Below are 20186 nucleotides of genomic sequence, written 5' to 3' on the forward strand. Positions count from 1 at the left end.
AGTTTATATATTTATCAACCTGTCTTTTAAAAAATAAAAAACAACCTTATTTTACTTTTGATTTTAATGCATCTGCTTAGTAAAGAAGCAAGATTACGAGCAAATTTTTGGTATTAGCCCCTAAGGATAAGGATGACAATCCTTGTCGTTTAGGGTTTAGGCGAGGAGTCAATTCATGAGTATGCAGTGGCAGGGAAGGACCTTAAGTTTTAATATCGAAAGCAATGGGTGATTAAGAATTTTTTGACAATTTTGATTAAAAAAAGTATATTTCGGCTTAAATTTAGCAACGTCCGTCCATTAATCGCGATCAGGAGAAAAGATGAGATCCATCGTTTTAACCAAGTTTGGGGATATAGATGTTTTTGCAGAAGCTACTTTACCAAAACCAGAGATTAAACCTGGCCATGTATTAATTAAGGTCGTTGCTACCAGCGTTAATCCACTGGATTATAAAATGCGTAAAGGTTATTTCCCTGATTTGGTAAAATCTTTTCCAATGGTTTTGCATGGCGATGTCGCAGGTATTATTGAGGAAGTGGGGGAGGGTGTTACTGACTTTTCTGTGGGCGACGAAGTATATGGCTGTGTTGGGGGGCTTCTTGATATGGGAGGCGGCTTAGCTGAATACGTACTGGCTGATGCCGATTTAATTGCGCTTAAGCCTAAAACGCTATCCTTGATTGAGGCGGCTTCCTTGCCTTTGGTTTCTCTCACGGCGTGGGAAGGTTTAGTCACCTATGCTAAGGTGAAAAAAGGACAAACAGTCCTCATTCATGGTGGTACAGGCGGTGTTGGTCACATCTCGATACAGCTAGCTAAATGGCTGGGTGCCAAAGTGTTCGCAACGGGTTCATCGGCTAAAAAATTAGAGATGGCCAAGCAATTGGGTGCTGATTTTGCAATAGATTATAAAAAGACAACGATCGAATCGTATGTTGCTGAGCATACTAATGGCGCAGGCTTTGAGATTGTTTTTGATACGGTAGGCGGAGAAAATTTTAGTGAATGTTTTCAGGCGGCCGCTCTTTTTGGTCAAGTGATTTCCATTCTTGCTGCTGGCAATTATGATTTATCCCCCGCATTTTTCAAAGGGTTATCCATTCATCTGGTATTGCAGCCTTTACCTCTTATCACCGGTATTAAGCGCGCTCATTATGGAGAAATACTAGCTAAAATAGCAACCCTAGTCGATGAAGGTTTTATTCGTCCTTTAATCGATGAGCAAAAATTTAACATTACTCAAGTAGAGGCTGCGCATGCCCATCTTGAAAATGGAAACGCTCTAGGAAAAATTGTGCTGACTAATTTTGCTTAATGAGAGCAGGGGTGTTTTAATTTTTTCGTATCAAATAACTACACACTACGAAAGTGTGTAGTTATTTTAAGAAATTTACTTCGATAATGATGTCTAGTACTTTTTCTTAAATTATTAACCCAAAAGAGTAAAATAAATATATACTTTGCTTTTTTCAATAGGGTAGTTTATGCGACACGTTTATTCATTCTTAATGTATTTGATGACACCATATATGTTATTACGGCTATGGTGGAAAGGACGTCAATTACCGGCTTATCGACAGCGGATATTAGAGCGTTTTGTTTTAAACGACAGAGAGGATATAAAGGTTGATATCTGGGTTCATGCTGTTTCTTTAGGAGAGGTGATTGCAGCTACACCTTTGATTGATGCCTTGCTTGCGAAGCAATGGACGATTTTAGTAACGACCATGACGCCTACTGGTGCGGAACGAGTACGGGCGCGTTTTGGTGAAAAAGTGATTCACCAGTATATGCCTTATGATCTCCCTGGTGTAACCAAGCGATTTTTTAAAAGAACGAAAGCTCGTGTAGGACTGATCGTTGAAACAGAGTTATGGCCCAATATAATTCATTATGCCTATAAAGCACAGATGGATCTTTTTCTGGTTAATGCCCGCTTATCAGAGCGTTCTTATCAGGGGTATCGCAAAGTTAAATTTTTATTCAAACCGGTGCTAAATCAATTTAATGCTATTTTGGCGCAAAGTGAGGATGATGCTAAACGTTTTAAAGCTCTTGGTGCAGTGGCGTCCAAGGTGATTGTTTTAGGTAATATGAAATTTGATTTGCAAACACAAAACATTAATACAGAGCTCTTTTTAGAGTTAAAAGCCAGCTGGGGCGCTGAGCGTGTTGTAGTCATGGTGGCAAGTACCCATGAAGATGAAGAAGAGTTGGTGTTATCGCGCTTAAAAAAATTGCAGGCCGGTATTGATAACATGATTCTGTTGATTGCTCCTCGCCATCCAGAACGTTTTCAGAAAGTACATCAATTAAGTGTCCAGCTTGGTTTTAACACGGGTTTGCGTAGTCAGAAAGAAACGCTAAGCAAAGAGAATGAGGTGGTTATTCTGGATTCTCTCGGCGAGTTATTAGGCTTTTATCAAATCAGTGATTATGCGTTTGTTGGTGGTAGTTTGGTGCCGGTGGGCGGGCATAACGTATTAGAGCCTATTGCTATGAAAGTCCCAGTCCTTAGTGGAACGCAGGTTCATAATTTTAAAACCATCTGTCGTGATTTGCAGGAGGCACAGGCTATCGAGTTGGTGGAAAATGCAGATATGTTGATCGAGCGAATCATTGCTTTGCATCAGGATGGAAATAGAAAAAGAAATCTGGTGACTAATGCAACGATGGTTCTCGAAGCGAACAAGGGGGCTGTGGCACGATATGTAGCCAAGGCACAATCTATTCTCAATGGTTAAGGCTGATTATAGATTACTAGCCTGTTGGGGACGTCGAAGTAAGAAACAAGCAGAGCTTAAAGCCCTGCTTGTTCACATTAACCACCCTGGTTTTGACGTTCTTTAATTTCAGATAAGGTCTTACAGTCTATGCACAAAGTTGCAGTAGGACGTGCTTCTAAGCGCCGTAAACCAATCTCGATACCACAAGCTTCACAATAGCCAAAATCTTCATCACGAAGTCTTTCAAGGGCATCTTCGATTTTCTTAATTAATTTACGTTCTCTGTCACGGGTTCTGAGCTCAAGACTGAATTCTTCTTCCTGGCTAGCTCGATCAGAGGGATCAGGGAAGTTGGCAGCTTCATCTTTCATATGAGTTACTGTTCTATCAACTTCTTCCATCAGCGATTGACGCCAAGCAAGCAATATTTTTTCAATATGTGCTAATTGCTTGTCATTCATATATTCTTCGCCTTCAGTTTCCTGATAGGGGGCTATTCCCATACTGCTAACGGCGTCATTTTTCACGTTTCGTACACTCTCGTTGGTTGAATCGGTTAATTGCTCTGGCATCTATGCCTCCTTGTTGCATCCTGTTCAACAAGCCATTATGGCATGCGATTGAAAAGCGCTAGGTATACCAAAAATCATTCTAGTCATCAACTAATAATTCGCTTGCCACCACTTACGCGGTCATTACCTTGCCAATCTTGCCAGCATTGAACCTGTACATATCCATATTCATTAAGCATAGACATTACCGCAAATTTTTGATCAAAGCCATGCTCTAATAATAATAGCCCGCCAGGCTTAAGCCTAGCAATACTATGTTTAATAATGTGTTTTATAGCAGTTAATCCGTCTTCACCACTAACCAGAGCCAAACTTGGTTCGAAGCGTACATCGCCTTCAGCAAGATGGGGATCATTGGCTGCTATATAGGGCGGATTAGATACGATAGCATCAAAGTGTTGTTGTGCTGATATCTTTTCAAACCAATCAGAATGGCAAAAACAGACATTGCCTAATCCCAAACGTGCCGCATTTTCTTCGGCAGTCTGTAAGGCTCCCTGGCTAAAATCACAGGCAGTAATTTGCCAGTCAGGGCATTCCGACGCGAAAGCGAGTGCAATAGCACCACTACCTGTTCCTAAATCAAGAATTTCTGCTTGTGGTTTATCAGCCAGCTGAGCTAAGGTCAGTTCAACGAGAAGCTCTGTCTCTGGACGCGGTATTAACGTATCCTCACAGACTTTTAGCGGTAGAGACCAGAATTCACGTGTACCGGTTAAATAGGCGACAGGAACGCCTTGCGAACGCTGATCAACGAGGCGTTGATAGGTTTGCCACTGGGCTTGAGTTAAGTTTGCATCGGGATAGGTATAAAGATAGGTGCGTGTTTTGAGCAGGACATGGGCGAGAAGAATTTCTGCATCCAGGCGCGCACTGGTGCTCTGTGTTTCAAGCTTGGTTATGGCTTGTAACAGAGCGTTTTTAATGTCAATCATGATGACCCAATTCAGCAAGTAATTCGGCGTGGTATTCGCGCTGTAAGGCTTCAATGACAGGATACAAATCACCAGCAATGACATCATTGAGCTGGTAAAGCGTCAGATTAATGCGATGATCGGTTAAGCGTCCCTGGGGAAAATTATAGGTACGAATCCGTTCAGAACGATCACCGGTTCCTACGAGCGATTTGCGTGTCTGTGCCTGCTGTTGCCGTTGCTTGCTTTGCTCTGCATCAAGTAAGCGTGTTTTTAATAAGGCCATCGCTTTGGCACGGTTTTTATGTTGCGAGCGCTCATCTTGGCATTCAACCACCACCCCTGTTGGGAGATGGGTGATGCGAATGGCTGAATCAGTTTTGTTGACGTGCTGACCGCCTGCTCCTGATGAGCGATAGGTATCAATACGCAGTTCATCACTGTTAATTTGGATGTCATCAATTTCTTCAACTTCCGGTAAAATAGCTACCGTACAGGCTGAGGTATGGACGCGTCCCTGTGATTCTGTTTCTGGTACACGTTGCACACGATGCGCGCCGGATTCAAATTTTAATTCTGAGTAAACGGCATTACCACTGACACGTGCAATGACCTCTTTGTAGCCGCCATGTTCTCCGTGACTGGCGCTGATTATTTCAACCTGCCAACCTTTTGTTTCCGCATAACGACTGTACATACGGAACAAGTCACCGGCAAAAATAGCTGCCTCATCACCGCCAGTACCGGCGCGCACTTCAAGGTAAATATTTCGTTCATCATCAGGATCTTTCGGAATCAGGTGCCACTGCAATTGCTCTTCAAGTTCATCGACTTTTTCTTTGGCGCTGGCCATTTCGTCTTCTGCCATCGCTGCGAGCTCGGCATCGTCTCCATCGAGTAATTCTTGCAATGAAACGACATTATTACGCGCCTGTATATAAGCGTCATAGCAAGTGGCAACGGGCTCTAGTTGAGCATATTCTTTTGATAAATTTTTAAATTGATTCTGATCCGCTATGACCGATGCTTCTGACAGTAAACGGCTAATTTCCTGGAAGCGTTCGAGCATTTGCTCCAATTTTAATTCAAGAGATTTCTTCATAAGGAGACTGTACTAAAGGATTAAATAAATAGTGCGCCAAATCAAAGAGTTCTTCACGCCCGTCTAATGCTGCTTGACGAAAGCCCACAGTAGGATGATGGACTAATTTATTCACCAGCCGCTCGCAAAACTCACGTAGTACACTATCCTGGCAATGGCCTGCTGACAATTTGTCCTGGGCTCTCTGTAATTCTTTCTGCGCGACTACTTGCATCTGATTGCGATAATCACAGATAACCTCTTTAGCACGTAATGAACGGTGCCAACGAATATAATTATCCAACTCACAATCAATGAGTTGTTCAGCCTGCCGGGCTGCAGAACGCCGCTCATCCATTCCTTTGGTAATCATCGATTGCAAATCATCGATGTTATACAAATGAACAGCTTCCAGCTCACCCACGTCTGCTTCAATGTCGCGGGGTACAGCCAAATCAAGAAAGAACATTGGATTTTGTGCTCGCTTGCTTAGGGCATGTTCAACCAAACTTTTATTAATAAAGGGCAGTGGACAGGCGGTTGCAGAAATCACCACATCCGCTTGAGACAGGTATTGCGGGATATCACCGATAGTTAATGCTTCACCGCCGAAATCGCTAGCAAGCTGTTGAGCATGCTCGCGGGTACGGCTGGCAATTAAAAAGCGCTTAACACCTTGTTTATGCAAGTACTTGGCAACGAGGGTCGCAGTTTCGCCAGAGCCAATAATAAAGACTTGCAAATCGTTTTGATTGGGAAATAACTGACCAATTAACTGCACTGCAGCATAGGCGACAGAAACAGGATTTTTACCAATGCCACTGCGATTTCTAATCCGTTTGCTTGCACTGAATATATATTGAAAGACAGAGCGTAAAGTTGTTTTCACCGTTCCTAACTGACAGGCATATTGATAGGCTTGTTTCATTTGGCCAAGAATTTGCGGTTCACCAAGCATCATTGAATCCAAACCACTGGCAACGCGCAACGTATGGCGAATGCCGTGATGGCCGTGGTGAATATAAAGATAAGGTGATAATAACTCGGGTGCCAATTCATGTTGATAGGCAAGCCAAGGGGCTATATTTTCTGGCTCGTCTGTGTCGCAATAAATTTCGGTACGGTTGCAGGTTGATAACATTGCCGCTTCGTTTACTGCAGGTAAACGAATTAGCTCATTAAGTAATTTATCTTGCATAGCAAGAGGCAGTGCGATTTTTTCACGCACTGTCAGTGGGGCAGTTTCATGATTTAGTCCACAGGCGACAAACACCATAGAATTCAATTTAAAGGCAGCAGATTATCAGGGAATTGTAAACTATTACCCGGGAAATTTGTAGACTTGAGAGCGATATAATAGCTATCTATCCACATGAAAAATTAAAGTGAAAGACGTGGTAACATTTCCATCTCACTCATTTCTTCTTTCGAGCCGGGGCTGTCTTCATTTTTGTTGCTCGAAGAGGTTTCAGCTACAATTTTATTGACTTCTTGTGTTGCTTGCTTGTAGAGAGTGGTCGTAACCCAAGACATTGATACGCCTGCAAGGCGAGCAAGCTCTTGTTTCAGTCCAATCAGATCAGTTAAACCAGCTTCCACTAAGGCCCTTGCAACGGATTTTCCCTGGTAGGCATTGTTTATCATGTCGTCTGCATAAGGCATTAGTTTCTCGGCTATAATCAGTTGCAACAACGCTGTTTGATAGAAGCTCTCATTGTCATCCTGCGCAGCTAGTGTATAGGTGGTAATGGCCAGTAAAAAATAACCGGGTGTCCAATATAATTCCGCGGCTTTCAAAGCGTAGTGGAGAGCGTCTTTCAGGGATTTTTTAGCCAGGGCTTGTTTACATAAGCCACTAAGAGCAGGAAAATAGCCCAGATAGGCTGCAAGTTGCAGATAGGAGGGTGCATAAGCCCTGAATTTGTCTTCTTCGGCTTTAAGGTGGCGTTTGTATTGGCCATAGACAAAAATACCTTTTAACAATTCGAAGGTGTGCAGGGTAGATTGGGGTTTGTATTCGTGAATGGGTTTGCCCGCTTGAGGAGGCTCTCCAGTTCGCGGTGGGTTAAGCCCACAAAGACGCCATTTCTCGTTCCAGATGTCATTCAAGCTTGGATGCTTACATAGGGTATTGAGTTTCGGGTTACCAAGAGCCGCTCTAATCAGAAGAGCGAAGTCGATTTTTTCAATCTCGCTGGCTAAGGCTACTTGTTCCTGAGATGATAGCCTTCCTTGCTCCAGAGCCTCACTTAGTTCAAGTAAAGGCTTCAGAGAAATTTTTTCAGCCGTCGTTAATTTTAAAAATTGTTGTAATGTCTGGTAGGGCATTAAACTGACTCAAGGTCGAGAATAGTGGACACATTATACCCCAAGTCAGCAAAATAGCACCAGATCAATTAAAAACTATCAACTATACACGGAGATCTCGGTAAGATTGGCCGTGTTTCCATCCATTTCATCCAATAGTTGAGATTTCTTACTGCTTTCTACAGGGATAATAGGTAATTGAATATTATCGTCCTCTTCATCTCTGAGCTCCTCAACCAGTGCATTGAATTCGCTTCTAGCTGGCTTGGGGGCAGGGACACTTGTACTAAAGAACCTGTCAGAGCTGTCCAAAATCTTGACTTTAGTAGACGTTGGTTTTTTAGTCGATTTTTCAGCGATTACAGTGGTGCTAACCCCATCTTCTTCGCTGATAGGCAGAATTGATTTTGGTACAGATGTTAATTGCGGCAGTTCTACTTTAACCTTTGGTTCTACTATTTCTTCAATATAGAAAGGAACATAGGCTTCTTTCAATGCCTTCAGCACTGGTGCTGGAACTTCATTTGCCAGAACATCAATATCTTCAAGCCCAGTCGGTAGTTTACTACGGATTTCAAGAATTTTATCCGCTAATATCAAACAGGCTTCCGCAGTCAACGTAGCTTTCATTGTTTCTCTAATGATTTCATAGAGTTCACTACGACTGGCGCGGTTAATGTCAGGTAGATCATAGCGATGAGAGGATTTATCTGTTGAAATAAATTTCGCTGGATAGAATGCACGCAGTAGCTCTACCATTTTTTCTATCATAATCGAACTACGGAAAATACCGACGTTTGCCCTGCTTTCTCGCGGTAAAGATTGTGCATGTTTAAGCCCAATGTCAATAAATGAACGACTGTCATCCAGACCAGTCCCAATGACACCAGCAGCCCCCCAACATACGATAGTGCCATCGCTTGAACGGGTACCAAGAGGAAGGACTTCCGTTTCGGTTAAATCGCTCAATCCTCTTTCCAACTGGCAAGGTACAAATCCTTTTAGAGAGCTGGTTAGAGGATGGGGCTCTTGGCCAATGGCAACGATTAATTGATCACAAACCAGCGTTGTGACTTCAGGAAGTACCTTTGTTTTACGCTGTTTTACTGGTTTTCCGAAGGTAAGATTAAGGCTGCCTGTATCGCCAAGTTCTATTTTGATTAAATCACCCAGGGCCATTTTAGCCTTTGGATTGTCATCCAAATCAGCAAATTGTCGGTTGAACATGTTATTGGTATCAAAATTCTGTCCGTCACGCGCTACCCAAACAAAAGAGGTAACCTCTGGTTGGCATCCATTGATGATATCGAGAACCATTGCTGCATTTCTGGCTCCACCACCATAAAAAACAACATTCCCTTTTAAGCGGGCATCACCATGATCTTGACCATAAATCATCTTGCCAGTGCTTAATAGTTGTTTTGACAGAACAGAATCAACTTGGGTTGATGTTAATTTTCTTGTAGGACCAGGACCAGTGCAAAGATCAATATGTGCAGTGTAGAGGTAAAACTGAATATCAAGGATTTTTACCGCAATACGATGAGGAAAACCATCTTCTTCCCAGGCTATATCACCGCTATAAGTTGCTTTCGTCTCGATGGCAATAGCTGTTGCATTTAATATAGTCATACCAAAATCACGTTGGGTACAAACCGTTGCATGATAAAAATCATTGGCCATCGTGTATTGATAGGGATTGCGTTTGGTAACCTCATCGCGAGCAAAATCTTCAGAACGAGTGCTATATATTTGCGGAGTTTGTACTTTTGCTGGTTGTCCCATGAGGGTATGGCCATCTTTACGCCATTGATCCCAGCTTAATGGATCATTAAGAACAATCACTGCAGGCGTACCATCTTTATTCTTTTTCGCGCGTAGTTCGGTGGGTAGTTCGCCGTACAGCATGGTACCAGCGACACCTGCACCAATAACAATGCGCTCATAGGTTATAGGCGTTGTTTGAGTTAGTATGGCTTCCTCTAAAGCAAGTGATTTCAGTTCTTGTTCTGCTCGTGCTTCTCGTCCGAGAGTTATATTGGTGAGTACTCTTAATTGCTCAAATTGTTTTACAGAAGGTTTATCGCCTATTTTTAATTTAAATCGTGCAAGCGCTTCTTTTTCTAGCTCTACTCTCTTCAGTAATTCATTTAATTCGCTGACTCGTTTTTCAATTTCAACTAATCTTTTCACAACGTTTTTACTCAACATTTTTACAACTCTCTATTCATTTTTTAACTATCCTTAATTGTTATATAAAAAATTATCTGCAATATTTTTTCGTATCTTTGAAAAATAAATGCAACTCTGATAATTGGTTCGTGCGGCATATATTACTGATTTAGTCTTAAAGAAATATTATGAAAATATTAACGAAATATTATGTGTAAAATTGATTGCAAAGGAGATGAATATATTTTCATGTTTCACTCAAGTAACGTTCACTTTCGCCGCTAATAGAGGTAAGTAGGTTTTGCACAGGAAGATTATCCTGATAGGAGTAATAGATGGATATTATTTTTCAAGGCAAACATAATAGTGAGGAAGCTGCTGAAAGCTTATTAAGTGTATTGCGCCTCTTTAAAGAGCGTTACCATATCAGTCAGTTTCGTGAAATGCATTTAACAGTGACGTTGGTCGATGATCAAGGTGATGATGTGGAGCTGGTTGATAGCGAAACTGCACAGGCCTATCGCACTTTCGAAGTATATAGAAAAGGGCATGAATTAACTGGACGCCGTGGACAGCCCATGTTGCAATTAGTAGTCGATAACACACGTTAACTGGAGGGTTTGATGATTCTGGCTTTACTTGCCATTGTATTGACTCTGGTTATGGTTGTGGGTATTCATGAAGCTGGCCATGCAATTGCGGCAAAATGGTTTGCGGTAAAAATTCAACGAATTTCCATTGGATTTGGCAAGCCCCTATTAACCTGGCGAGGAAAATCAGGTTGTGAATGGGTCTGGGCCATTTGGCCGCTGGGTGGCTATGTGCAATTACTGAATTCGCGGATTCAGCCTGTTCCCAAAAAAGAATATAACACTTGTTTTGATAAAAAACCCGTGTGGGTACGTTGTGTTATTTTACTAGCTGGTGCTGGCGCAAATCTGGTAACAGCCTGGCTTATGCTAACCATCATGTTTACTATAGGCTATCAACAGAATGCTCCAGTTATCCAAAAAGTAGTTCCACAAAGTCTGGCAGCTAAAGCGGGTTTTAAAGCAGGCGATCAGATCACCTCAATAGCCGCTCAGGAAACCTCTTCCTGGCAAGAGGTAGGTATGCGCCTTATCATGGTACTTGGTAAGGCTGAGGTCAGGATAAATGTTCTTGATAGCGAAAAAAAATCGCGTTCCCTCACGCTTGATTTACAAAAATGGACTTACAAACGTGGAGCAGGAACTCTATTAACAACCCTTGGCATTGAACCCGATTCGTTAAAACAACATCGCTATCAGGTAAAAGGACAGTCTCTTTTAAGCTCGATGTGGCATTCTATTGAAAAGATAGGGCAGTTATTGATTTTCTTTTTAGTTATATTAAAGCAGTTGCTTACGGGAATGATTCCTTTTGCCGTACTGTTGGGACCGATTGGTTTATTGGCTGCATCAGCAAATTCTTTTATGCAGGGATTTGCAGTTTTTTTGTATTTTATTGCTAGTTTAAGTCTCGTTGTCGGTCTGGTCAATTTATTTCCTGTTCCAGGACTTGATGGCGGCTCGATTATTTATGCGCTTGTGGAAAAAATTCGTGGGAAACCAGTGCCAGTTGCTTGGGAATTACTTCTTCATCGTTTAGCGGTAATTGTATTTTGTGTCTTGTTAGTACAACTTATTTTGAATGATCTTCAACGTTATTTGACCAGTTAGTGATAAGGGACTTTTTACATTTCCTTAGCTTGAGTGTTGATGGCTTGCTATTCCAGCACCGACGTGGAGCATACCCACCTGTATGTGGGCAGCGAAGCACAAAAATCAGGCCATAAGCGCCTGGATAATAGAAATACGTCCCTAACTGCTTGTGCGGGCACAGCACCAAACATCCACACGTGTTACTCCCTGCTGTTTGAAAAGCCTTGCTAATTCATTCACAGTACTGCCTGTCGTTAATAAGTCATCAATTAGCGTTATATGGCTATAGCTATTTATTTTAACTTGAAAAGCCTGATGTAAATTTTTACGACGCCGTTGACTTCCTAGATTGGCTTGGGGGATGGTGTGAATAATTTTTTTGCAAAGGTTGAGTTCGCAAGGAATTTTGAGTTGTTTTGCCAATAGCTTAGCGAGTTCAGCTGCTTGATTAAACCCCCTTTGTTGTAATCGCCTGGGATGAAGTGGAACAGGAACTATACATTGTGTTGAGACAGTTTTCTCCAGTAACGCATCTAATAGGAGTTTGGTTAAAAAAGTACGTAAATAGAAGGCATCACGATATTTGAATTCATGGATCAAAGTCCGTAGTGGTTCCTCGAAATAATAACGGGTAATGGTATGATCAAAGGCTGGTTTTTTCTGGGAACAATGACCACATACTAAAAATTTTGCATCGGCTAAGGGAAGAGCACAATAATAACAGGAATGATTGATTCGCTTGAATAAATCATTACAGTGTTGGCAAACAGCAAATGGGTTGCGATGATATTGCTGGCACAGCACACAAACCGAAGGCAAACGCAGTAACTGTGCTATACTGGTAATTTTTTGGCGCACGAGCGTTGGATTCCTTTATAAACTCTTTCCATTGTCCATGATGAATCTGAAAATAGAAATTTGCAATACCTTTAACAGGCATGCTTTTGAGTATGAGCAGGCAGCCAAAGTACAACATGAAATTGGTGAGCGTTTATTTGAGCGTTTGCACTATTTAAAGATTAATCCGCGTTATGTACTTGATTTAGGTTGCGGCACAGGTATTTTTTCCGCGTTGCTTAAAAAACAGTATCCGCAAGCACAGATTATCGGCTTGGATTTGGCTTATGAGATGCTAACCTTGGCCAATAAAAAACAAGGTTGGAGACGCAAATGGCATTTAGTCAATGCGGATATGGCCGCGCTACCTTTCCCCAGTGGCCTCTTTGATCTGGTCTTTGCTAATCAAGTGATTCATTGGATTCAACCGTTATCAACTGTCCTTCGAGAGTTAAATCGAGTCATGAATATCCAGGGCTGCTTGATGTTTTCGACCTTAGGTCCTGATACCTTTAAAGAATTAAAACAAGCTTGGCTTAAAGCGGATAATTATGCGCATACCAATGACTTCATAGATATGCACGATATAGGGGATTGCTTGTTGGGTGAACGTTTTCTTGATCCAGTTGTGGATATGGAAGTGTTGAAAGTACACTATACCAGTTTAAAACAACTGGTGCGTAGTTTGAAAGCGCAAGGTGTACGTAATATTAATCAGGCACGTAATGCAGGATTAACAGGAAAAGGTAGTTGGCAACGTTTTGAAGCGGGGTATAAAACGCTATGCACCACCGATGCTAAATATCCGCTCAGCTATGAAGTCGTTTATGGGCATGCTTGGAAAGGAGAGCAACGACGAATCAATGACGGTACGGAAACATTCATACCCGTTTCGCAAATTCGGCGTTTAGGCAAATAACCAGAGGGAGGTTAACATTTCGCTAGCCGGGGTGGTTAGGATGTGATCTATAGTAGAAATGTCAACTGACCTAAAATAATGGGTTCTAAGTGATGAAAAAAATCTATTGGCTAACACTGTTGTTTGTTTCTTTTATGTCTTGCACTGGCTTTGCAAATAAAAACGTGACGGCAGGACAATTAAGCAAGAATATCGATGAAGCGTTGAAAACGTTTGGTGAGAATATAAATATCGGTATTCTTGTTCAAGACGCGAAAACTGCGAAAGTCCTTTATAAAAGAAACGCTGATCGTTATTTTATGCCTGCCAGTAATGAAAAATTATTTACCGCCCTTGCAGCATTAGAGTCTTTCAGTCCTGATTTTAGCTATCAAACACGCCTTTTTGTCGATAAAACTAAAATTAAAAACGGCATTTTACAGGATAATATATACATCCAGTTTTCTGGAGATCCCAGGCTGACAAGTGAACAACTCGAGCAATTGCTTGGTTCCCTTGCTCAAGCTGAGATAAAAAAAATTAAGGGTGCTGTCATCATTGATGATACCGCTTTTGATAATGAAGCGATGAGCCCTGGCACGACCTGGGATGATAAGGATTTCTGTTGGGGAGCTCCAGTTAGTGCTCTGATTATTAATCAAAATTGTGCTAATGCGACCCTTGTTCCCGCTGCCAGACCAGGGCAGCCGGCGACACTTAAACTGCCTGCGTACCCTCAACCTGTTCGTTTCATTAATCAAGTGACTACTCAGGCGCCAGCAACGAAAGATTGTGCTATTAAAGTCAAACCAGAAGGGGATAAAACCTATGCAATCAGTGGTTGTATTAAAACAAACGCACAGCCTCAAAATGTAACGATGGCCATTAGCGGACCCCGTGAGAATACTCGGTTACTGGTGAATTATTTATTAAAGAAAAATCATATTAAAGTGAGTAAAAAAATAGAGTTTAGAAAAATGAGTTCCTCTCCAGTTGAGCTTTTTTCAAAGCAGGATTCACTACCCTTTAAGGCTTTAATTACAACCATGTTAAAAGAGTCTGATAATGGTATTGCAGAATCCCTATTCAAGACCATAGGTGCTCTCTATACCCATGAAGCGGGCAGTTTCAACAATGGCAATAATGCAGTGCGGGCTATTCTGGCTGAAGCAGCGCATTTGAATTTTCCACCAACAACACTCATCGATGGTTCGGGCGCTTCTCGTTATAATTTTATTACTCCAGAGCAAGTCGTTGCTTTATTACAGAAAGCATTCTACTCTGATTATGCTGCTTATTTTATTTCTTCTCTGCCTGTATCAGGAGTGGATGGAACCCTTAAAGATAGAATGAAAGACCCTTTAACACGGGGAAAAGTACATGCAAAAACGGGCTCAATGTCGGCTGTTTCTTCTTTATCGGGCTACCTTGAAACCAAGACGAAAAGAACGCTTATTTTTTCCATTATGATTAATGGTTTTGTTGATTCCCCAGAAAAATACAAAGCCTTGGAAGATAAACTTTGTGCAATATTGATAAAATCCAGTTGAAGCTTTTATGCTAATGTTTTTTACAAGTCTTGCACAATTGAGCAAAGCGCTATAATTTAAGTCATCTGAGTTTATAAGGACAGTCAACAATTCGCCAAGTTGAGTACGTAGGCCTTGATTTTCTGGAACACAGAAATCAAGGCCTACGTGCGAAGAGAGTAGAATTGTTAACAGCCCTTAGGTTTTGTTTGTGTTAGGAGTCACTATGGAATTTGTTAGCCGTTACGTTTCTCATCAGCCTGATGCCCAAGGTCTGGTATCCTATTCCCCTGAAGAGCATCGTATCTGGCAAACGCTTTATGAGCGCCAAATGAAAATCATTCCAGGAAGAGCTTGCGAGCAGTTCATCCAGGGTTTGCAAAATCTTGGTTTGACTGCTAAACAAATTCCCCAATTGCCTGATGTGAGTGGTCGTCTTCAAGAACTAACTGGTTGGCAAGTAGCCCCAGTTGCTGCGTTGATTTCAGCCCGTGAATTCTTTGAATTATTGGCTGAGAGAAAATTTCCTGCTGCCACTTTTATTCGTTGTGAAGAAGAAATCGATTACGTGCAAGAACCTGATATTTTTCATGAAATATTCGGGCATTGTCCTATGTTAACGCATCCTGTTTATGCCGATTTTGTTTGCACCTATGCGCGTAGAGTCTTGGAGTTGCCGGAAGAAGAATGGCCTCTTTTACAACGTCTATTCTGGTTTACGGTTGAGTTTGGTTTGATTAAAACACCACAAGGTATTCGTGCTTACGGTGGGGGGATATTGTCCTCTATCAGTGAAACGGCTTACAGTGTTGAGAGTGATATAGCAATGCGTGTGCTATTTGATCCTGTCGTTGCCTTTCGCATGCCTTATCGCATTGATATGTTGCAACCAGTCTATTTTGTGATCGACGATTACCAAATTTTGTATAAATTGGTAGAGTCTGATATTAATAAGTATATTCAACGTGCAAGAGAATTAGGTGAATATCCACCGCTGTTTCCAGTGGATAAAGATAATCCTAATGTTCATATTCTTGCTTGTTAAAAAATTTACAAAGCTTAAGCGTAGAATGTTGGTTTATGCTAAATGTAGAGCGATAGAGGTTTTAAAATGGCTGTGGTTGTAGTGCTATTGCAAGATAATTCAAGAATTGATGGTGAAAGAAATGATTAAAATCAGTTCCAATTGTAATGCCTGGTCAGTCTTGTTAATATCAGAGCATATCTCATGTTCATTGGCGATACAGTCAAGGAGCAACGCTTGATTAAAGTTCTAATTGTTGATGACCACGCTCTTGTACAAATGGGGATTCGACGATTACTAGAGGATTTACCCGATGTGGATGTGGTTGCTGATGCAGAAAGCGGCGAACAGGCATTAACGTTGGTTAAATCTCATAAACCTGATGTGGTTTTACTCGACATGAAAATGCCGGGAATTGACGGCTGGGAAGTAACCAGACGGCTCAAGAAATCGAATCCGCAAGTGAAAGTCATTGCTGTAACTGCTGTGTGTGCAGAGCCAATGCCTACAAGAGTTCTGCAACTTGGTGCTATGGGCTATCTGACAAAGGAATCTGGAGCCGAAGAAATGGCTGCAGCAATTCGTAAGGTAGCGAAAGGAGAAAAATATTTAAGTGCCGAAATTGCGCAGAAAATGGCAATTAACAGTTTGGAAGCAGTACAGGATTCTCCCTTTGATTTGTTGTCTGAACGAGAAATGCAAGTGATGCTGATGATCACGAGTGGTATGACTGTACAGGATATTGCTGATCGGTTGTTTTTAAGCAGTAAAACTATCAATGGTTATCGATACCGTATGTTTGATAAGTTGGGTATAAAAAATGATGTAGAACTTACCTTCCTGGCAATGAAGCATCGAGTCATTGAACAGCCTAATGATGCTTTACATGATGAATAATAATAAACTAATAACGCATCGTAAAAGGCATTTCTGCAGCAATTAGATAACCCACAAGCCTGTTTTACTGGATTGGGTACAGTGCATGAATGAAAAATTAATTCCAGCTTCTTTGAATAAATTTTTAGCCAATCTCACTAATGAGCCCGGTGTTTACCGTATGCTAAATAGCGAAGGTACGGTGTTATATGTAGGGAAGGCAAGTAGTCTAAAAAAGCGGGTTAACAGCTATTTTACTAAGCAAAATGCGGGTGCTAAAACACGCTCTTTGGTAAATCAGATTGCGTCGATTGAAGTGAGTGTGACACGTAGTGAAACCGAAGCACTTTTGCTGGAAAGTAATTTAATTAAGGCATTGCGTCCCAAATACAACGTGTTGCTGCGGGACGATAAGTCTTACCCCTATATTCACGTTACTCCTAACCACCCGTTCCCACGCATGGAATTGTATCGCAGTAAGAAAAAACCGCAAAAAGGCGAGTATTTTGGTCCGTATCCAAGTGTGGCGGCAGTACGGGAAACTTTAAATACCATTCAGAAGGTTTTTAAAATTCGTAATTGCCGGGACAGCTATTTCAGCACTCGCTCACGGCCCTGCTTGCAATACCAAATCAAACGTTGCAGTGCGCCCTGTACAAATTATATTTCCGCTAAGGATTATCAGCAGTCAGTTAATGATGCAATTCGTTTTTTGCAGGGAAAATCTCAATTAATCCTGGAGGAATTGGCTAAACGGATGGAGCAGGCTGTAGATCGTCTTGCTTTTGAAGAGGCTGCTGTTTTGCGTGATCAGATCAAGAGTCTGCGCCTTGTACAAGAACAACAAGGTGTCGTGCAATTACGTGGGGATGCGGATGTGATTGCCATTGAGGCACAGCCTGGTTTCGCTTGTATACATTGTGTCACAGTACGTGATGGGCATGTGTTAACGAGCCAAAGTTTTTTCCCTTCTGTACCCAAGCTGAGTTTTGACGAAAAAAATGATGAGCGAGCATTGTGGGAGCAAGTCTTTGAAGCATTCATCGCTTTTTATTATGTTGATGCGCCGGAGAGAATCCCTGCCTTGATCATTACGCATGAACCGATTGCTGAACTTAATCTTTTGCAATCAATGTTGAGTGAATTACGCGGAAAAAACTGCCAAATTCAAATTGCTCCACGGGGTGTTAAAGCACGCTGGTTAGATTTTGCCCGGGATAATTTACGGTTGGCTATAGCCGACTACATGGCTTCATCAGCAACGATGAAAAAACGATATCAATCCTTGAATGAGTTGTTAGAGCGAGATGTTCCTATTACACGGATGGAGTGTTTTGATATTAGTCATACGAAGGGAGAGGCTACGATTGCTTCCTGCGTAGTTTTTGATGCCCAAGGGCCATGTAAAAAAGAATATCGCCGCTTTAATATTGATGGTATTACTCCTGGTGATGATTATGCCGCTATGGAGCAAGCTATTTTCCGGCGGTTTAAGCGCCTGATACAAGAACAGCATTTGCCCGATGTCCTGATTATTGATGGTGGTAAGGGGCAGGTCGCGGTGGCAAAACGTGTTTTTGCTGCCTTGCAAATAGAGGGAGTAACCTTGGTTGGTATTGCTAAAGGACCCGAACGAAAAGCGGGATGGGAGCGGTTGATTTTAGCGACGGATGAACTGGAAAGGACTTTACCTGCTGATTCCCCTGCCTTGCATCTTTTACAACATATTCGCGATGAAGCCCATCGTTTTGCCATCAGTGCACATAGAAAAAAACGACAGAAAGCGAGGCTTGATTCATCTCTGGAAACCATTGAGGGGGTTGGGCCTAAAAGACGACAGGCGTTATTGCGTCGTTTTGGTGGTCTCCGTGAGCTAGCGAAAGCCCCTCTTGATGAAATAGCCAAGGTTAATGGCATTAACCAGGAGTTGGCAACACGAATATTTCAACATTTTCACCAATAAGTTAGCAAAATATGGACATTCTAGCCAAGTCATGAGATCTGAATTGGATGGCTCCCTGACACCTTGCCGGCGGCAATTTATAGATTTTTTTCCGTTCACAAAAAGAATAAAAAGAAATTTTTATTTTCTAAGTAGCTAATTTTTTGACATTTAGTCTTGTTGTCTTAAGCGTTGGAATTTCAATTTTATCCAATATAAACAGTTGGTTATATTATATTTGCTGGGTAACTAAACTTTTTAATTCCATGACCGAAATAGTAGCTAGAAGGTGAAATCGCATTTAAGCACACTTCTTGCATTACAAAGATTACGTTAATTAGGGGAATCACGACATGAGAAAATTTGCCGGAGTGATTACACTGATGATGGTGGCTTTTCAAGCCAAGGCAGTGAGTTATTATGGTACAGGGCTTTGTGCTTACCCGCAATACCAATGTATCAAAGTTGGGAGTGGACAAAGCTGGGAGAAATTGTTTCCTGATGAACAGCAACGCGATATCGTCCAGCGTTTAAATCGGTCTTATAATTATTTATGGGCAGGGAAGGTGATTGTTGTACCACGTAACCTGGCTCAAAAAACGCTCCTGGATTTCTCTCCATTCCCTTTAAGAATTGATGCTGAAGGTGAAAAACAAGTGATTGTAGACCAGGATAAACTGGCTTGGGGTGCCTATGATGCGCAAGGACAGTTGGTAAAATGGGGACCTATTTCTTCTGGTAGGGATAAATGTCCCGATAGCGCTCATTCCTGCAAAACAATGACAGGTATATTTCGTTTCTTCAGCAAAGAAAATGAAAAATGCCGTTCCAATGTTTACCCAATAGGACGTGGTGGAGCGAAGATGCCTTATTGCATGTATTTCCACAAAGGGTTTGCTTTACATGGTTCATTTGACATACCAGGCTATCGTGCCAGTCACGGTTGCGTGAGATTATTTACTCGTGATGCTGAATGGCTCAATCATGATTTTGTTGAGACCTCTACTGAGAAAAATAATTATCTGGGAACAAAAGTGATTGTTCGTCCAGTTATGATGAGTGAGAAACAGCAATGAAAAAAATAATTCAACTGAGTCTAACTGGTGCACTGTTCTTCTCTGTATTTTCGGCATCAGTTTTCGCTGAGGCGGAAGAAAAAGATAATAATAAACTCCCACTTGGGTGTCGGGATACTGGGTATCAGTTTGAACTGAAGACATTGCATTTATTGCCTGGAAAAAGTGGCGATCGGCAATCGATGTATTTCTTGTTTAATACCTTGGGGCAGCCCGTGAGCCTTTATCAAATGAGAGATGAAGAAAGCTCGCGTAGTATGTATTTAAATCATGCCATTAACCCTCGTCAATGGGCGGTGTTATCAACGAGTGAGAAACAGGTAAAATTTATTTGTACGGTACCTGATAAGAAATCACGCTATGGCAAAATTGTGGATTGCTCGGAAAGTATTACCGTCTGTGAGTACACGAACGTCCGCTATGGTATGAATAATCGGGGTAACTATTGGATAGTCAATTCCAATACAAGAAATGGGGCATTAAGGGAAGTAGTGCGATACGGCATTATTCCTGCGCAGTAAACCGCAATTATTGTGGTAAACAAATA

At 41.7% G+C, this 20186-nt stretch carries 18 protein-coding genes; 11 read left to right on the top strand and 7 right to left on the bottom strand.

From position 1 onward, the window contains the following. Positions 1-322 precede the first annotated feature (322 nt). Complete coding sequence (locus tag DYC89_RS04095) at positions 323-1318, top strand: zinc-dependent alcohol dehydrogenase family protein (protein WP_115220624.1); 996 nt, start codon at positions 323-325, stop codon at positions 1316-1318. Positions 1319-1487: 169 nt separating this feature from the next. Next, positions 1488-2747: a lipid IV(A) 3-deoxy-D-manno-octulosonic acid transferase gene (waaA, locus tag DYC89_RS04100; protein ID WP_115220625.1), complete on the top strand. Its 1260-nt coding sequence runs from the start codon at positions 1488-1490 to the stop codon at positions 2745-2747. 77 nt (positions 2748-2824) lie between these two features. Here waaA and dksA read toward each other — a convergent pair whose 3' ends face one another. The 6 genes from dksA to DYC89_RS04130 form a co-directional block, all read right to left on the bottom strand. Further along, a complete protein-coding gene (gene dksA / locus DYC89_RS04105; RefSeq protein WP_019218097.1) occupies positions 2825-3301 on the bottom strand; it encodes an RNA polymerase-binding protein DksA in 477 nt (158 codons plus the stop codon). Between the two features lie 86 nt (positions 3302-3387). Then, positions 3388-4236, bottom strand: a complete 849-nt coding sequence (gene prmC / locus DYC89_RS04110; protein WP_281271376.1) for a peptide chain release factor N(5)-glutamine methyltransferase — start codon at positions 4234-4236, stop codon at positions 3388-3390. Continuing rightward, positions 4229-5317, bottom strand: coding sequence for a peptide chain release factor 1 (prfA, locus tag DYC89_RS04115; RefSeq protein ID WP_115220626.1), 1089 nt, complete (start codon positions 5315-5317; stop codon positions 4229-4231). The genes prmC and prfA overlap by 8 nt, the downstream gene beginning before the upstream one ends. Further along, complete coding sequence (gene hemA / locus DYC89_RS04120) at positions 5301-6572, bottom strand: glutamyl-tRNA reductase (RefSeq protein WP_220271765.1); 1272 nt, start codon at positions 6570-6572, stop codon at positions 5301-5303. Before hemA ends, prfA begins: the two co-directional genes overlap by 17 nt. A 104-nt stretch (positions 6573-6676) precedes the next feature. After that, a complete protein-coding gene (locus tag DYC89_RS04125) occupies positions 6677-7624 on the bottom strand; it encodes a DUF5630 domain-containing protein (RefSeq protein ID WP_115220627.1) in 948 nt (315 codons plus the stop codon). Between the two features lie 78 nt (positions 7625-7702). After that, complete coding sequence (locus DYC89_RS04130) at positions 7703-9814, bottom strand: hypothetical protein (RefSeq protein ID WP_115220628.1); 2112 nt, start codon at positions 9812-9814, stop codon at positions 7703-7705. A gap of 296 nt (positions 9815-10110) precedes the next feature. On the opposite strand from DYC89_RS04130, the gene DYC89_RS04135 reads away from it, so the two are divergent. After that, positions 10111-10386, top strand: a complete 276-nt coding sequence (locus DYC89_RS04135; RefSeq protein ID WP_115220629.1) for a hypothetical protein — start codon at positions 10111-10113, stop codon at positions 10384-10386. Positions 10387-10398: 12 nt separating this feature from the next. Beyond that, positions 10399-11475, top strand: a complete 1077-nt coding sequence (locus DYC89_RS04140) for a M50 family metallopeptidase (RefSeq protein WP_115220630.1) — start codon at positions 10399-10401, stop codon at positions 11473-11475. A gap of 141 nt (positions 11476-11616) precedes the next feature. On the opposite strand, the gene DYC89_RS04145 is transcribed toward DYC89_RS04140, so the two are convergent. Beyond that, positions 11617-12315: a ComF family protein gene (locus tag DYC89_RS04145; protein WP_181879315.1), complete on the bottom strand. Its 699-nt coding sequence runs from the start codon at positions 12313-12315 to the stop codon at positions 11617-11619. A gap of 40 nt (positions 12316-12355) precedes the next feature. Here DYC89_RS04145 and bioC point away from each other — a divergent pair, with 40 nt between their 5' ends. From bioC to DYC89_RS04180, 7 genes are all read left to right on the top strand, one after another. Further along, positions 12356-13213, top strand: coding sequence for a malonyl-ACP O-methyltransferase BioC (bioC, locus tag DYC89_RS04150; protein WP_115222650.1), 858 nt, complete (start codon positions 12356-12358; stop codon positions 13211-13213). A 92-nt stretch (positions 13214-13305) separates the two neighbouring features. Further along, positions 13306-14742 (top strand): D-alanyl-D-alanine carboxypeptidase/D-alanyl-D-alanine endopeptidase, encoded by a 1437-nt coding sequence (gene dacB / locus DYC89_RS04155; protein ID WP_115220631.1) that lies wholly within the window; start codon positions 13306-13308, stop codon positions 14740-14742. 205 nt (positions 14743-14947) lie between these two features. Then, positions 14948-15766: a phenylalanine 4-monooxygenase gene (gene phhA, locus DYC89_RS04160; RefSeq protein WP_115220632.1), complete on the top strand. Its 819-nt coding sequence runs from the start codon at positions 14948-14950 to the stop codon at positions 15764-15766. 216 nt (positions 15767-15982) lie between these two features. Further along, positions 15983-16642 carry a two-component system response regulator LetA gene (letA, locus tag DYC89_RS04165; protein ID WP_181879316.1) on the top strand — a complete coding sequence of 220 codons (660 nt, stop codon included), beginning with the start codon at positions 15983-15985 and terminating at the stop codon, positions 16640-16642. An 85-nt stretch (positions 16643-16727) separates the two neighbouring features. Beyond that, positions 16728-18584 (top strand): excinuclease ABC subunit UvrC, encoded by a 1857-nt coding sequence (uvrC, locus tag DYC89_RS04170; RefSeq protein ID WP_115220634.1) that lies wholly within the window; start codon positions 16728-16730, stop codon positions 18582-18584. Between the two features lie 332 nt (positions 18585-18916). Further along, a complete protein-coding gene (locus DYC89_RS04175) occupies positions 18917-19639 on the top strand; it encodes a L,D-transpeptidase (protein ID WP_115220635.1) in 723 nt (240 codons plus the stop codon). Continuing rightward, the gene (locus tag DYC89_RS04180; RefSeq protein WP_115220636.1) at positions 19636-20160 is read left to right on the top strand and encodes an endopeptidase IV; all 525 of its coding nucleotides are present in this window, start codon (positions 19636-19638) and stop codon (positions 20158-20160) included. Before DYC89_RS04175 ends, DYC89_RS04180 begins: the two co-directional genes overlap by 4 nt. The last annotated feature ends 26 nt before the right edge of the window (positions 20161-20186 follow it).

Source organism: Legionella donaldsonii (genome assembly GCF_900452385.1).
GTDB classification, from domain to species: domain Bacteria; phylum Pseudomonadota; class Gammaproteobacteria; order Legionellales; family Legionellaceae; genus Tatlockia; species Tatlockia donaldsonii.

What these genes read in the sequence shown, in the direction of transcription:
- dacB (WP_115220631.1), top strand. Translation starts at nt 13,306, where the DNA reads ATGAAAAAAATCTATTGGCTAACACTGTTGTTTGTTTCTTTTATGTCT.
- DYC89_RS04140 (WP_115220630.1), top strand. Translation starts at nt 10,399, where the DNA reads ATGATTCTGGCTTTACTTGCCATTGTATTGACTCTGGTTATGGTTGTG.
- DYC89_RS04135 (WP_115220629.1), top strand. Translation starts at nt 10,111, where the DNA reads ATGGATATTATTTTTCAAGGCAAACATAATAGTGAGGAAGCTGCTGAA.
- DYC89_RS04180 (WP_115220636.1), top strand. Translation starts at nt 19,636, where the DNA reads ATGAAAAAAATAATTCAACTGAGTCTAACTGGTGCACTGTTCTTCTCT.
- DYC89_RS04095 (WP_115220624.1), top strand. Translation starts at nt 323, where the DNA reads ATGAGATCCATCGTTTTAACCAAGTTTGGGGATATAGATGTTTTTGCA.
- phhA (WP_115220632.1), top strand. Translation starts at nt 14,948, where the DNA reads ATGGAATTTGTTAGCCGTTACGTTTCTCATCAGCCTGATGCCCAAGGT.
- bioC (WP_115222650.1), top strand. Translation starts at nt 12,356, where the DNA reads ATGAATCTGAAAATAGAAATTTGCAATACCTTTAACAGGCATGCTTTT.
- hemA (WP_220271765.1), bottom strand. Translation starts at nt 6,572, where the DNA reads ATGGTGTTTGTCGCCTGTGGACTAAATCATGAAACTGCCCCACTGACA.
- prfA (WP_115220626.1), bottom strand. Translation starts at nt 5,317, where the DNA reads ATGAAGAAATCTCTTGAATTAAAATTGGAGCAAATGCTCGAACGCTTC.
- uvrC (WP_115220634.1), top strand. Translation starts at nt 16,728, where the DNA reads ATGAATGAAAAATTAATTCCAGCTTCTTTGAATAAATTTTTAGCCAAT.
- prmC (WP_281271376.1), bottom strand. Translation starts at nt 4,236, where the DNA reads ATGATTGACATTAAAAACGCTCTGTTACAAGCCATAACCAAGCTTGAA.
- DYC89_RS04125 (WP_115220627.1), bottom strand. Translation starts at nt 7,624, where the DNA reads ATGCCCTACCAGACATTACAACAATTTTTAAAATTAACGACGGCTGAA.
- dksA (WP_019218097.1), bottom strand. Translation starts at nt 3,301, where the DNA reads ATGCCAGAGCAATTAACCGATTCAACCAACGAGAGTGTACGAAACGTG.
- waaA (WP_115220625.1), top strand. Translation starts at nt 1,488, where the DNA reads ATGCGACACGTTTATTCATTCTTAATGTATTTGATGACACCATATATG.
- DYC89_RS04130 (WP_115220628.1), bottom strand. Translation starts at nt 9,814, where the DNA reads ATGTTGAGTAAAAACGTTGTGAAAAGATTAGTTGAAATTGAAAAACGA.
- DYC89_RS04175 (WP_115220635.1), top strand. Translation starts at nt 18,917, where the DNA reads ATGAGAAAATTTGCCGGAGTGATTACACTGATGATGGTGGCTTTTCAA.